The following is an 11,293-nucleotide window of genomic DNA, read 5'->3' as shown; positions in this document are numbered from 1 at the left end:
CCCACCGCTCCGCGTCAACGCCAGCAGATCCCGCCCCGGCCCCGCCGGACGGTGCCCCGTCGGCCACACCGCCCGCAGCTCCCTGCGCAGCCGCACCTCCGCCATGGGAATCTCCACCAGGCGCCGGGCCGCAAGCTCCTCGCCCACCGCCAGCTCGCTCAGGACCGAGGGACCCGCGCCGCTCACCGCGGACGCCTTCACCGCCGTCGTGGACGAGAGCTCGATCAACGGGCGGGCGAGGCCGCCGAGCGCCGCGTCGAGGACCTGGCGGGTGCCCGAGCCCTCCTCGCGCAGGATCAGCGGCGTCGCGGCCAGCTCCGCGGCGCCGAGCGGCTTCCGACGCCGCGCCCACGGATGCCCCGGCGCCGTCACGACGACGAGGCGGTCGTGCGCGACGACCACTTCGTCGAGCCCGCCCGGCACGGTGAGCCCCTCGACGAAGCCGAGGTCGGCCTCGCCGGAGAGCAGCTGGGACGCGACGGCCGCGGAGTTGCCCGCGAGCAGCGACACCGCCGTGTCAGGACGCTGGGTGCGCAGGGCGATCAGCCAGCCCGGCATCAGGTACTCGGCGATCGTCATGCTGGCCGCCACCCGCAGCCGCGAGTCCCGCCGGACGCGCAGCGCCTGCGCCCCCGCGTCGAAGGCCTCCGCCGCCTCCACGATCCGCCCCGCCCAGTCGGTGACCAGGGCGCCCGCGGCGGTGAGGCGCGAGCCGCGGGGCGACCGGTCGACGAGGGCGACGCCGAGCTGGCGCTCCATGGCGCGCACCCGGCTGCTGGCCGCGGGCTGAGTGATCCCGAGCTCCCGCGCGGCCCGCCCCAGACTGCCGAGTCTGGCCACGGCGAGCAGCAGTTGGAGCGCCCCGAGATCGGGCACGCGGTGCGCGAGCGATGCATCGGGGACGCCGGAGGACTCGGGGGACGCAGGGGACACAGGGGACGTACTCATAAAGCCAGCTTATGCCCTCATAGACGAGCGCTCCCTGGTGGTGGACCCCCGCTCCGTACGACCGTGGACACATGGTCACCACCGCTCACCCCGGCGCCTCCGCAGGCACCTCCCCCACGGCCGCCGTCCGCCGCGTCCTCGCGGTCCGTCACCTCGGACCGAACTGGTACGCCTCCGTCATGGGCACCGCCATCATCGCCAACGCGGGCGCGACGCTGCCGTACCGGTTCACAGGACTGCGCACGGGCTGCACGATCGTGTGGGCGCTGTCCTTCGTGATGCTCGCCGTCCTGCTCACCGCCCGCGTCGCGCACTGGATCCACCACCGCGACCAGGCCCGCACCCACCTCCTCGACCCGACCGTGGCCCCCTTCTACGGCTGCCTGTCGATGGCGCTGCTCGCGGTCGGCGGCGGCACCCTGATCGTCGGCAAGGACTGGATCGGCACAAACGCCGCCGTCGCCGTCGACACGGTGCTGTTCACCGCGGGCACCCTCATAGGGCTCGCCGCCGCCGTCGCCATCCCCTACCTGATGGTGGTCCGGCACCGCATCGCCGCCGACCAGGCCTCCCCCGTCTGGCTGCTCCCGGTGGTGGCCCCCATGGTGTCGGCGGCCGTCGGCCCGCTGCTCATCCCGCACCTGCCCACGGGCCAGGCCCAGCAGACGATGCTGTACGCGTGTTTCGCGATGTTCGGCCTGAGCCTGCTCGCCACCCTGGTGATGCTGCCGGTGATCTTCGCCCGCCTGGTGACCGCCGGCCCGCTGCCCCTGGCCCTCACCCCCACCCTGTTCCTGGTGCTCGGCCCGCTGGGCCAGTCGACGACCGCCACCAACAAGTTCGCCGACTTCGCACCGGGCGTCGTACCCGCCTCCCTCGACCACGGCTTCCTCGCCTTCGCCGTGCTCTACGGCGTGCCCGTGATGGGCTTCGCCCTGATGTGGCTGGCGCTGGCCGGGGCGATGGTGGTGCGCGCCCGGCGCCGTGGCATGGGGTTCGCGATGACCTGGTGGGCGTTCACCTTCCCCGTCGGCACCTGCGTGACCGGCGCGGAGGGCCTGGGCAACCACACCGGCCTGGTGGTGTTCGACTGGCTGGCGACCGCCCTGTTCGTACTCCTCGTGACCGCCTGGGCCATCGCCCTGACCCACACCCTGAAGGGCGTCCTCAGCGGACGACTGCTTGCAGCGCCCCGCTGAGCACGGCCGGAGCCTCGACCAGGGACGGTCCGTACCAGGTGAGATGGCGGCCGCCGACCAGCGCGACCGGTGTGTCCGGGAACGCCTCGGGGCCGTCGTCGTGCGTGAAGCGGTACGGCTCGTCGGGCAGCACCACCAGGTCGAGGCCGAGGTCCGCCGACGTCAGCTCCTCGATCGGCACGCGCGGATACCGCTCCGCGTGACCGGCGTACGCGTTGTCGACGCCGAGGCGCGCCAGGAGGTCCCCCGCGAAGGTGTTACGGCCGAGGACCATCCACGGCCGTCGCCAGATGGGGACGGCCGCCCGCAGCCGGGCCGTGGGGCGCGGCACCTCCCGCCACGCCGCCTCGGCCTCCGTCAGCCAGCGCGGCCGCTCGGCCCCGCATGCCGCGAGGACCCGCGCCAGCTCCCGGAAGGCCTGGTCCAGCGTCCGCACCTCGGTCACGAGGACCTCGATCCCGGCCGCGCGCAGCGCCGCCAGATCGGGCTCGCGGTTCTCCTCCTCGTTGGCGACGACGAGGTCGGGCGCGAGGGCGACGATGCGGGGCACATCCGGGTTCTTGGTGCCACCCACCCGGGTGACGTCGAGGCCGGCCGGGTGGCTGCACCAGTCGGTCGCCCCGACCAGCACGCCGGGCGCGCCGACGGCGACCGCCTCGGTCAGCGAGGGCACCAGCGAGACGACCCGCAGCGGGCCACGCGCGCGGGACACGTCAGCGCCCCTTGTCGTCCACGGCCTCGATGTGGTCCCCGACAGCGACCACCAGGACCCGGGTGTCCGGCACGGTGGCCCGCCAGCGGTGCCGCACCCCGCCGGTGAGGAACAGGGTGTCGCCGCGCCCCAGGCGGTAGGCCCGGCCCTCGGCCTCCATCTCCACGGCGCCCTCCACGACGTACATCAGCTCGTCGTTGCGGTGCTGGAACTCGCGGCCCTCGTCGTGGTCCCCGATGAACTCCAGGGCGTGCAACTGGTGGTGGCCGCGGGCCAGTTCGCGCACGCGCACGTCGGGGGTGGAGCCGTCCAGGTCCGTGTCGTCGGCGGCGCGCACCACCTCGACCGTGCGGGCCGGGTCGGCGGCGGCGAGGAGCTCCACGTCGGTGGTGCACAGGGCGTCGGCGACGCGCTGCAGGGAGCGCATGCTCGGCCGGGCCCGCTCGTTCTCGATCTGGCTCAGGAAGGGCACTGAGAGGCCGCTGCGCTCGGCGACGACCGCGAGGGTGAGCTCCAGCTGTCGGCGGCGTCGCCGCACCGCCGAGCCCACCCGGAGCGTCTCCTTGTGCTCGTCCATCGCCTCGACTCCCTTCAGCGCATCGGCCCGCTCTCAACCCTGAGGGGTTTTCTGCACCCTACGCATGTTCGCCAAACTGTTTTGCCCCGTTGCCGAGACCGCCTCCTACAGCTCTTGCCAGTAGAGCAGTTGTCCGGACTCGCCGGAGGCGGAACCCTCGGTCGGCACGAACAGACTCACGAGCAGGGCCGGTCGGCCCCGCGGATCGGTGAGCAGGGTCGCCGAGGGGTTGGCGAAGGCGCGGCTGCCGCCGTGCGTACGGACGTCGAGGCGGTCCGCGCGGCCGCTCACGGGGTCGTACGCGTACGTGCCCCAGCTGCCGAAGTCGCCCCGCCGCCCCTGGCCCTCGACGAGGACCACGCGCTGCCCGCCGAGCTGCACGGGCGACCGGTCGCCGATGTTGCCGCCGTTGCCCCGGGCGTGCACGGCGCGGTCCAGGCGGCGGTCGGGCTCGGCGTGCCAGTGCCGGAAGCCGGTCAGGGTGGCCCGCAGCTGGCGGTCGGTGTCGCAGCCCGCGCGGTAGTGCCCGGTCAGGTGGATCGTGGCGCCGCGCACGGCGGTGATGTTCGGGGTTCCCTCGGCGCACCGCGAGAGGGTCAGCGGTGCGTCGAAGGCGCGGCGGGCACGCCCGTCGAGGAGCGCGGCCAGGTTGGTGTAGGCCCGCACCGCGATGTGGTTGCGGGGGTCCTTCTCGTACGCGAGGACGTATCCCCCGCGGCCGTCGTGGGCGAGCGAGGCCTGGTGGGTGCCGGGACCGAAGTCGTGGCGGCGCTGCCAGTGGCGCAGGTCGGTGGAGGTCGCGACGGCCGCGTGGAAGCGGCCGTCGGCCAGGAGCGTGTGGTAGACGGCGAGGTAGCTGCCGTCCTGGGCCTGCTCGATCTGCGCGGCGTCCATGGTGCGGCCGGTGTGGTCGCGCGCGTCGTAGCGGTGGCCGTCGGCGGCCGTCACGTCCTCGGCGAGCGCGGCCAGGCGGGCGGTGGCCGCGGAAGCGGGGGCGCTGTCGGCCCGCGCGAGCTGCGCGACGAGCAGGGCGGCGGCCAGGGCCAGTGCGGCGGTGACGGCGAAGAGCGCGGTCCTGGGCTGCCTTGCGGTCACGGGCGGATTCTCACGTTCGGATGTTCGATGGCGTTCAGATGTTCGAGATGGGGCCCAGTCGAGGTTAGGGACTCGGCGGCCCCCGCAGGAACGCCGGAAGGGGTGGGCTTCGCCACAAGGCGAGGCCCACCCCTTCGAGCACTGCTGACCGGTGGAGCTACTTCGCGGAGGTCATCTTCTCCTCGAAGCCCGGGTTCTTCTTCAGCCAGGTGTCAACGGCCTTCGGCTCGTTGTTCTTGCCCGCCTTGTTGATCTCGTTCTCCAGGCTGGCCAGCTCCTTCTCGCTCATCTTGAAGTTCTTGAGCCACTTCGTGAGCTGGGGGTACTGGTTCGGGAAGTCCTTGCTGGAGAGCGAACGGATCGTGTTGCCCTTGCCGAAGCCGCCCTTGGGGTCCTTCAGCTTGGTGAGGTCGTACTCGCTGTACGCCCAGTGCGGCGACCAGAGCAGAACCGCGATCGGCTCCTTCTTCGAGTACGCGGTCTTCAGCTCGGAGAGCATCGCGGGGGTGGAGCCCGCGGCGATCTCGTACTCGTCCTCAAGGCCGTAGCCGGGCAGGACCTTGTCCTTGAGCGCCTGCATCACGCCGGTGCCCGGCTCGATGCCGATGATCTTGCCCTTGAACTTGTCGCCCTTGCCCTTGAGGTCCTCGAGCGACTTCACGTCCTTGACGTACGACGGGACGGCGACCTCCAGGGAGGTCGGGCTGTACCAGGAGCCGAGGTCCTTGAGGTTGGCCTTGTTCTTGTCCCAGTACGTCTTCTGCGCGGTGGGCAACCAGGCGTCGAGGTTGAGGTCGAGGTCGCCCTGCGCGAGACCGGTGTAGGCCGGACCGACGTCCGCAGGCGTCAGCTCCATCTTGTAGCCGCGCTTCTCCAGGACGCGCTTCCACAGGTTGGTGACGGCGATGTTCTCGTCCCAGGCGAAGTACGCGGCCTTCAGCGGACGCTTCTTCTCCTCGCCGCCGGTGTTCTTCGGCAGCGGGGCGATCTTGTCGACGACCTTCGGGTTCTTCTTCAGCCAGGCGCGCACGGCGTCCTGCTGCTTGCCCTTGCCGGCCTTGTTGATCTCCGCTTCAAGGCTGGTGAGCTGCTTCTCCTCCATCTTGAAGTTCTTGAGCCACTTGGCGACCTGCGGGTTCTCCTTGGAGAAGCCCTGGCGCGCCAGCGAGTGCACGCCGTCGCCCTTGCCCCAGGCACCCTTCGGGTCCTTGAGCTTCTTCAGGTCGAAGTCGTTGTACGCCCAGTGCGGCGACCAGAGCGGGACGACGATCGGCTCCTTCTTCGCGTACGCCGCCTTCAGCTCGGACAGCATCGCGGTGGTGGAGCCGTCGACGACCTTGTACTCCTTGTCGAGGCCGTACGCCTTGAGGACCTTGCTCTTCAGGAGCTGCATCTCACCGGCGCTCGGCTCGATGCCGGTGATCTTGCCGTCGAACGTGTCGCCCTTGCCCTTGAGGTCGTCGAGCGAGTCGACGTCCTTCATGTACGCGGGGACGGTCAGCTCCAGCGACGTCCGGTCGTACCAGGCGCCGAGGTCCTCCAGCTTGTCGCCGTACTTCTTCATGTACGTGGCGTGCGTCGTCGGCAGCCACGAGTCGGTCTGGAAGTCGACGTCGCCCTGGGCGAGCGAGGTGTAGAGCGGCCCGGCGTCCAGAAGGCTGGCGTTCACCTTGAAGCCGCGCTGCTCCAGGACCTCCTTCCACAGGAAGGTGGAGGCGATGCCCTCGTCCCAGTTGATGTAGCCGATGTTGATCTCCTTGCCCTGGCCGACGTCCTCGGAGTCGGCCACGGGCTCGGACTTGGTGCCGCCGAAGATGCTCATGCCGCCCGCGACGAGCGCGAGGACGACGACGCCGACCATCGCGACGACGGGCCGGGGGCGGTAGTTCCAGAGGTTTAGGCCCTGCGCGGCCCGCAGCTTGGCGAGCGCACGCCGGCCGAGCGGGGAGACCTGGCCGCCCAGGCCGCTGGTGACGCGGTCCAGGTAGATGGCGAGGATGACGATGGAGACGCCCGCCTCCGCGCCGAGACCGACGTCGAGCTGGCCGATGGCCGCGTTGACGTCGGCGCCCAGACCCGGGGTACCGACCATGCCGGTCAGCGCCGCCATGGAGAGGCCGAGCATGATGACCTGGTTGACACCGGCCATGATCGTCGGGAGCGCGAGCGGCAGCTGGACGCGGAACAGGGTGTTGCGGGGCGTGGTGCCGAACGCGTCGGCGGCCTCGACCAGCTCCTTGTCGACCTGGCGGATGCCGAGCTCGGTCATGCGCACGCCGGGGGCGAGCGCGAAGACGATCGTGGCGACGATGCCCGCGGGGGCGCCCATGCGGAAGAACAGCAGCGCCGGGATGAGGTAGATCATCGCGGGCAGCGTCTGCATGAAGTCGAGGACCGGCCTGACGATGCCGCTGACCGTCTTGGAACGGGCCGCCCATATGCCCACGGGCACGGCTATGACCAGCGCCACGAAGGTCGACACGAGCACCAGGGCCAACGTCATCATCGCGTTGTCCCACAGCTCGAGGGAGACGATGAAGGCGAAGCCGACGAAGGCGAGGACACCGCCGAGCAAGCCGCGCAGCCAGAACGCGATGATGGCGAGGATGCCCGCCATCAGCAGCGGAGCGGGGCCGGACAGGACGTCGAAGACGCCGTCCCACATGTTCTGGAAGATCGTTTTGACGAACGCGAACAGCCAGTCCATGTGGGTTCTGAGCCACTCGACCGAGTCATTGACCCAGTCGCCGAAAGGAATCCTAGGCACCGCTGCTCACCTTGCCCACGTTCTTGTCGCCGTTGCCCTGGGCGTCGCCCTTGTCCTGGGCGGGTACGGAGGCCGGGGCCGCGTCCCGCGGCTCCGCCTCGGTCTCCGACTGCATCGGCTCGCCGAGCACCGCGAGCAGCCTGGCCCGCGGCACGACACCGACGAGCTCGCCGTCGGCGTCGGTCACGGCGACCGGCACCTCGCTGGTGGAGCAGGGCGTGAACAGCTCGATGATGGGCGTGCCCTCGGTGACCGTCGCGGGGGCGTCGGCCTGCACGAAGCCCTTGTCGGGCTCGGCCATGATCGCGCCCGCGGTGAGGACCCGGGAGCGGTCGACGTCCTGCGTGAACGCGGCGACGTAGTCGTTGGCCGGGGTGACCAGGATGTCCTCGGCGTTGCCGATCTGGACGATGCGGCCGTCCCGCATGACGGCGATCTGGTCGCCCAGGCGCATGGCCTCGTTGAGGTCGTGGGTGATGAAGACGATGGTCTTCATCAGCCGCTTCTGGAGCACCAGGAGCTGGTCCTGCATGTCACGGCGGATCAGCGGGTCGAGCGCGCTGAACGACTCGTCCATGAGGAGCAGGTCGGCGTCGGTGGCGAGCGCGCGGGCGAGGCCCACGCGCTGCTGCATGCCGCCGGACAGCTCGTCGGGCCAGGACTTCTCCCAGCCCTTGAGGCCCGCGAGCTCCAGCGCCTCGGTGGCGCGCTTCTCGCGCTCGGCGCGGGGCACGCCCTGCACCTCGAGGCCGTAACCGGCGTTCTCCAGGACGCTGCGGTGCGGGAAGAGCGCGAAGTGCTGGAAGACCATGCTGATCTTCTTGGAGCGCACCTCCCGCATCTCGCGGGCGCTCAGCTCGGTCAGATCCTGACCGTCGAAGCGGACGTGGCCGGCTGTCGGCTCCGACAGCCCGTTGAGCATGCGCAACAACGTGGACTTGCCGGATCCGGAGAGACCCATGACGACGAAGATCTGGCCCGGCTCGACCTCGAAGGAGGCGTCGATGACGGCAGCGGTGGTGCCGTCGGCGCGCAGCTCCTCTCGGTCGGCTCCGTGGCGGATTTTCTCCACCGCGTCATCGGGTCGTCTGCCGAACACTTTGTACAAGTGCTCGGCCTGCAGCCTGGACACATACACCTCTCGGGTTGAACCAAGACGGCCCGCCTCCCCCGCCGGCGGGCCGTGGAGCGGCACGGGGTCTGCCCGCTTACCGATCGAAATGTTGAATCTGCGACCGGGTTCGCTCCGAGTGCGCGCCTTCCCGTGCTTACACAGAACAAACCAAGGAGTGACCCAGGTCACATTCGTTGCGCTGTGGGCACGGTTCGGCGCGATGCGCAACGCGGCCGCGCCGCCGTGCGCAGCACGTTCGCACTGTCGGTGCCGTGCGGCATGATGCGCGATGTGACTCAGCGAACACGACGGCTCATGCTTCTCGACACCGCTTCCCTCTACTTCCGGGCCTACTTCGGAGTCCCGGAGTCCATGAAGGCCCCGGACGGCACTCCGGTCAACGCCGTGCGCGGGCTGCTCGACTTCATCACCCGCCTCGTCCAGGACCACCGGCCGGACGACCTGGTGGCCTGCATGGACGCCGACTGGCGCCCGCACTGGCGGGTCGAGCTCATCCCCTCGTACAAGGCGCACCGCGTCGCCGAGGAGGTCGACCTGGGCGCGGACGCCGAGGAGATCCCGGACACGCTCTCCCCGCAGGTGCCGATCATCGAGGAGGTCCTCGACGCGCTCGGCATCGCGCGCGTGGGCGTCGAGGCGTACGAGGCCGACGACGTGATCGGCACCTTCGCCGGCCGCGCCACGGGCCCGGTGGACATCGTCACCGGCGACCGCGACCTGTACCAGCTGGTCGACGACGAGCGCGGCATCCGCGTCCTCTATCCCCTGAAGGGCGTCGGCACCCTCCAGATGACGGACGAGGCGTGGCTGCGCGAGAAGTACGGCGTGGATGGCCCCGGCTATGTCGACCTGGCGCTGCTGCGCGGCGACCCGAGCGACGGACTGCCCGGCGTGCCCGGCATCGGCGAGAAGACGGCCGCCAAGCTCCTGGACGCCTTCGGTGACCTGGCCGGGATCATGGCCGCCGTGGACGACCCGAAGTCGAAGCTCACCCCGTCGCAGCGCAGGCGGCTCGACGAGTCGCGGGCGTACGTCGCGGTCGCCCCGAAGGTCGTACGAGTGGCGGACGACGTCCCCCTGCCCGAGGTGGACCTCGCGCTTCCGCGCGAGCCGCGCGATCCCGCCGCTCTCGACGAGCTGGCGACCCGGTGGGGCCTGGGCGGCTCACTGCAACGGCTGCTCTCCACCCTGCACTCCTGAGGTGTTAGCTTAGGTAAGCCTAAGTAATTGTGGATCAGGGGAGGCCGCCGCCATGGCAGAACGTCCGGCACGCAAAGCACCGAAGGCCCATGTCGCACAGGTCGTCCGCACGGAGCGGCTGACCCCGCACATGCAGCGCGTCGTCCTCGGCGGCGAGGGTCTCGCCGAGTTCACGGCCGGCGAGTGCACCGATCACTACGTGAAGCTGCTCTTCGACGCCGAGGGCGTCACCTATCCCGAGCCCTTCGACATGCAGCGGATCCGCGAGGAGTTCCCGCGCGACCAGTGGCCGGTGACCCGGACGTACACGGTGCGCTCCTGGGACCCCGAGGCCCGCGAGCTGGCCCTCGACTTCGTGATCCACGGCGACGAGGGTCTCGCCGGGCCCTGGGCGCGCGACGTCCGGCCGGGCGCCACGATGCGCTTCCTCGGCCCCGGCGGCGCCTATGCCCCGGCCGCCGAGAGCGACTGGCACCTGCTGGCCGGTGACGAGAGCGCCCTGCCCGCCATCGCCGCCGCGGCCGAGGCGCTGCCCGAGGGAGCGGTGGCGCGCGTCTTCATCGAGGTCGAGGGCCCCGAGGAGGAGCAGAAGATCGCGACGGACGCGGAGGTCGTCTGGCTGCACCGCGGCGACCGCCCGGTCGGCGAGCTCCTCATCGAAGCCGTGCGCTCCCTGGAGTTCCCGGCGGGCGAGCTGCAGGCCTTCGTGCACGGCGAGGCGGGCTTCGTGAAGGAGCTCCGCCGCTACCTCCGCATCGAGCGCGAGATCCCCCGCGAGCGCCTCTCCATCTCCGGCTACTGGCGCCTCGGCCACAACGAGGACGGCTGGCAGGCCTCCAAGCGGGAGTGGAACGCGCAGGTGGAGGCGGAGCAGGAGCAGGCGGCCTAGCACCGCCCGCCGGGCCCGCAGGGGCCCGGCCTCACGCCGACGGGGCGGGCGGCCCCTCGCCCCTGATCCGCGCATGCAGATGCATGTCGTGCCAGCCGTCCTCGTGCAGCAGCGCACTGCGCTTGGTGCCCTCCACCGCGAACCCGGTCTTCAGGGCGACGCGGCACGACGCGTCGTTGGCCATCGAGTGGCTCAACTCCAGGCGGTGCAGGCCCACTTCCTCGAAGGCCCACTCGGTGAGGGCGGTGACGGCGCGCGGGGCGACGCCGCGGCCGCGCGCCGACGGCATGGTCCAGTACGCCACTTCGGCCTGGCCGTCGCCGAGCACGATGCACCGCAGGGCGACCCGCCCGACGAGCGCGTCGGTGTCGGCGTCGGCAATCGCCCAGTACGCGTCGCGCTCGTCCGCCCACGCCTTGCGCCAGCCCTCTATCCAGCCGCGCACCTCGCTCTCGGAATCCGCCACGCGCGCGTGCCAGCGCTGGATCACGGGGTCCTGGAACGCCTCGTACACGGCAGGTACGTCCGCGGCCGACCAGGGACGCAGGACGAGACCGCCGGGAACGGGGAGCGTCGGCTGCACACGACGGGCGAGGGAACCGGCCGCGACGATGTCGGAGATCTTGAAAGGCATGGGCGCATGGTGCCAGCGGGGGCACGGGCGACGGCAGTGGTTTTCCGGGGCGCACATGGGCCTGCCGGCCCGGCCCCCGCGCGCCCCGCACACCCGTCCGCCACGGAAGACCCTCGAACACCCCCGCCACCACCGCC

10 protein-coding genes are annotated in these 11,293 nt (G+C 71.1%); 3 read left to right on the top strand and 7 right to left on the bottom strand.

Features of this window, described 5'->3' with window-relative positions:
* Nucleotides 1–948: LysR family transcriptional regulator (locus AOK03_RS38620; RefSeq protein ID WP_055570026.1), on the bottom strand; the 948-nt coding region annotated here is incomplete at its 3' end.
* Between the two features lie 71 nt (nt 949–1,019).
* On the opposite strand from AOK03_RS38620, the gene AOK03_RS38615 reads away from it, so the two are divergent.
* Nucleotides 1,020–2,147 (top strand): TDT family transporter, encoded by a 1,128-nt coding sequence (locus tag AOK03_RS38615; protein ID WP_055570022.1) that lies wholly within the window; start codon nt 1,020–1,022, stop codon nt 2,145–2,147.
* On the opposite strand, the gene AOK03_RS38610 is transcribed toward AOK03_RS38615, so the two are convergent.
* From AOK03_RS38610 to AOK03_RS38590, 5 genes are all read right to left on the bottom strand, one after another.
* A complete protein-coding gene (locus tag AOK03_RS38610) occupies nt 2,116–2,838 on the bottom strand; it encodes a helical backbone metal receptor (protein ID WP_055570025.1) in 723 nt (240 codons plus the stop codon). The two genes, AOK03_RS38615 and AOK03_RS38610, sit on opposite strands and share 32 nt — an antisense overlap.
* Before the next feature lie 22 nt (nt 2,839–2,860).
* Complete coding sequence (locus tag AOK03_RS38605; RefSeq protein ID WP_055570021.1) at nt 2,861–3,436, bottom strand: helix-turn-helix domain-containing protein; 576 nt, start codon at nt 3,434–3,436, stop codon at nt 2,861–2,863.
* A 105-nt stretch (nt 3,437–3,541) separates the two neighbouring features.
* Nucleotides 3,542–4,531: a hypothetical protein gene (locus AOK03_RS38600; RefSeq protein WP_055570020.1), complete on the bottom strand. Its 990-nt coding sequence runs from the start codon at nt 4,529–4,531 to the stop codon at nt 3,542–3,544.
* Nucleotides 4,532–4,688: 157 nt separating this feature from the next.
* A complete protein-coding gene (locus AOK03_RS38595) occupies nt 4,689–7,298 on the bottom strand; it encodes an ABC transporter permease/substrate binding protein (RefSeq protein WP_055570019.1) in 2,610 nt (869 codons plus the stop codon).
* Entirely contained in the window at nt 7,291–8,430 is a 1,140-nt protein-coding gene (locus AOK03_RS38590; RefSeq protein WP_055570024.1) for a quaternary amine ABC transporter ATP-binding protein, read from the bottom strand. Before AOK03_RS38590 ends, AOK03_RS38595 begins: the two co-directional genes overlap by 8 nt.
* 264 nt (nt 8,431–8,694) lie before the next feature.
* Between AOK03_RS38590 and AOK03_RS38585 the strand changes: the two genes are divergently transcribed.
* Together AOK03_RS38585 and AOK03_RS38580 are read left to right on the top strand one after the other, a co-directional pair.
* The gene (locus AOK03_RS38585) at nt 8,695–9,633 is read left to right on the top strand and encodes a 5'-3' exonuclease (protein WP_244177929.1); all 939 of its coding nucleotides are present in this window, start codon (nt 8,695–8,697) and stop codon (nt 9,631–9,633) included.
* Nucleotides 9,634–9,685: 52 nt separating this feature from the next.
* A complete protein-coding gene (locus AOK03_RS38580) occupies nt 9,686–10,522 on the top strand; it encodes a siderophore-interacting protein (protein ID WP_055570018.1) in 837 nt (278 codons plus the stop codon).
* 31 nt (nt 10,523–10,553) lie between these two features.
* Here the strand turns inward: AOK03_RS38580 and AOK03_RS38575 are convergent, their stop codons facing one another.
* A complete protein-coding gene (locus tag AOK03_RS38575; RefSeq protein WP_055570017.1) occupies nt 10,554–11,156 on the bottom strand; it encodes a GNAT family N-acetyltransferase in 603 nt (200 codons plus the stop codon).
* Nucleotides 11,157–11,293: the final 137 nt, after the last annotated feature.

The sequence above is a fragment of the Streptomyces atriruber genome (assembly GCF_001418325.1).
Classification (GTDB): domain Bacteria; phylum Actinomycetota; class Actinomycetes; order Streptomycetales; family Streptomycetaceae; genus Streptomyces; species Streptomyces atriruber.
This window is presented reverse-complemented; position numbering and strand designations above follow the sequence as displayed.

Excerpts from the sequence above, each read along its gene's own strand:
- AOK03_RS38615 (WP_055570022.1), top strand. The coding sequence starts at position 1,020 with ATGGTCACCACCGCTCACCCCGGCGCCTCCGCAGGCACCTCCCCCACG.
- AOK03_RS38605 (WP_055570021.1), bottom strand. The coding sequence starts at position 3,436 with ATGGACGAGCACAAGGAGACGCTCCGGGTGGGCTCGGCGGTGCGGCGA.
- AOK03_RS38585 (WP_244177929.1), top strand. The coding sequence starts at position 8,695 with ATGCGCGATGTGACTCAGCGAACACGACGGCTCATGCTTCTCGACACC.
- AOK03_RS38580 (WP_055570018.1), top strand. The coding sequence starts at position 9,686 with ATGGCAGAACGTCCGGCACGCAAAGCACCGAAGGCCCATGTCGCACAG.
- AOK03_RS38575 (WP_055570017.1), bottom strand. The coding sequence starts at position 11,156 with ATGCCTTTCAAGATCTCCGACATCGTCGCGGCCGGTTCCCTCGCCCGT.